We start from the raw sequence: 2,122 nt of genomic DNA, 5'->3' as shown, positions 1-2,122 counted from the left end.
TTGGCTGGAATAGAAGTATTGCGCTTACTCAATGAGCCTACTGCTGCAGCCATTGCGTATGGTCTAGATAACGCTTCAGAAGGTATCTACGCAGTCTATGACCTTGGAGGTGGCACATTTGACATCTCAATTTTGAAAATGAGTAGAGGTGTATTTGAAGTGCTCTCTACTGGTGGGGATTCTGCTTTGGGTGGTGATGATTTTGATCATCGCCTATATTGCTGGGTGATCGAGCAAGCTAAACTTCCGCCACTCTCAATTCAGGATCATCGCAGACTATTGCTTTCTTGCAAGCATGCAAAAGAGCAATTGAGTCATAACCCTTTAGCCCGTGTTCACGAAACGCTTACTGATGGCACGGTGGTGAATGTAGGTATCAGTCAGGCACAGTTCTTTGAGATTACTCAGAACCTAATCAATAAAACCTTAGTTGCCGTAAAGAAGGCCTTGCGTGACGCTGGCCTTAAAGCGGACGAAGTTAAGGGTGTGGTGATGGTGGGTGGTGCGACTCGCATGCCTCATGTTCAGCGCGCTGTTGGGGAACTCTTTGGTACCAAGCCTTTAAATAATCTTAATCCAGATCAAGTAGTTGCTTTGGGCGCTGCTATGCAAGCGGATTTGCTTGCCGGCAATCAAAGTAAAGATGATGAGTGGCTTTTGTTGGATGTCATTCCACTGTCTCTTGGTATTGAAACCATGGGTGGCTTGGTTGAAAAAATTATTCCACGTAATACGCCAATTCCAGTAGCACGTGCTCAAGATTTCACCACCTTTAAGGATGGTCAAACGGCCTTGGCTATTCAGGTAGTGCAGGGTGAGCGTGAGTTGGCGCAAGATTGCCGTTCATTAGGCAAGTTTGAGTTACGTGGCATTCCACCCATGGCTGCTGGGGCTGCTCGAATTCGAGTGACTTTCCAGGTAGATGCCGATGGCTTGCTTTCAGTTAGTGCAACTGAGCAGGGTTCTGGCGTGCAGGCATCAATTGATATTAAGCCTTCTTATGGTTTAACCGATGCCGAGATTGCACGTATGCTGCAAGATGGTTTTGCTTCTGCCAAAGTGGATCTTTTGGCAAGATCTTTGCGTGAAGAACAGGTGAATGCGCAGCGACTATTAGATGCCGTTCAAACCGCATTAAATTCTGATCGAGGATTATTAACTCCTCAAGAGCAGGCTGCAGTAGATCATGAGATGGCCACTTTGCAAAAGATTCTTACGGAAGAAACCGATAGCGATGTTCTCAGAAAGGCTGTTGATCATGCGGCTAAAGCTACCGATGATTTTGCCCAAAAGCGTATGAATTCTAGTATTCAGAAAGCCTTAGCTGGCAAGAATGTTGCAGAAATTTAAGAAAAGAAAATTATTAAGATGACTCAGATAGTTGTTCTACCCCATAGTGAATATTGCCCAGAAGGTGCTGTAGTTGAGGTAACACCTGGCACCTCTATTTGCGAAGCTTTATTAGAAAACAATATTCCAATTGAGCATGCCTGCGATATGGTCTGCGCTTGCACTACCTGTCACGTAATTGTGAAAGAGGGTTATCAGAGCCTTAACGAACCAGATGAGAATGAAGAAGACTTATTGGACCGTGCGTGGGGCCTGAACCCTCAGTCTCGTTTATCTTGCCAAGCTATTGTTGCGCGTCAGGATTTGGTGATTGAGATTCCAAAGTATTCGATCAATCACGCAAAAGAAAATCACTGATTCCACGCTCGGTATTAAACTCAAGAGATATTAGAGGATTAATGAGTTTATGAATAATCAATATAAAGCGTGGTGTTGTATTGGTATTGCATCCTTACTGGGTGCTTGCGCAAACAACAGTGACCCCTATCAAAATACAGCCTACCCTCAAAGTTACACCCAAAGCGGTGGCTATGGAAGCTCACCACAACTGATTTCCTCTGCCCAGCTACAGTCATTGGTATCTCCTATAGCTTTATATCCCGACTCACTTTTATCTCTGATGCTTTTAGCGTCAACTTACCCACTCGAAGTGGCTGAGGCATATAACTGGCGCAGAAGTAACTCAAGTCTCAGTGGTGCCGGATTGCAGGATGCTCTGAAGGCCCAATCCTGGAATGACAGTGTGAAGTCATTGATTTCATTTCCACAGGCA

At 45.1% G+C, this 2,122-nt stretch carries 3 protein-coding genes; all 3 read left to right on the top strand.

Translation table 11 applies throughout. The annotated features are described in order from the left end of the window. Positions 1-1,350: Fe-S protein assembly chaperone HscA (gene hscA, locus B7Y67_RS16015; protein WP_293599483.1), on the top strand; the 1,350-nt coding region annotated here is incomplete at its 5' end. A gap of 18 nt (positions 1,351-1,368) precedes the next feature. Further along, positions 1,369-1,707: an ISC system 2Fe-2S type ferredoxin gene (gene fdx, locus B7Y67_RS16010; RefSeq protein WP_215301387.1), complete on the top strand. Its 339-nt coding sequence runs from the start codon at positions 1,369-1,371 to the stop codon at positions 1,705-1,707. Positions 1,708-1,756: 49 nt separating this feature from the next. Beyond that, positions 1,757-2,122 (top strand): DUF3300 domain-containing protein (locus tag B7Y67_RS16005; RefSeq protein WP_293599482.1); only part of this gene is annotated, 366 nt, incomplete at its 3' end.

The organism is Polynucleobacter sp. 35-46-11 (assembly GCF_002281105.1).
This window is presented reverse-complemented; position numbering and strand designations above follow the sequence as displayed.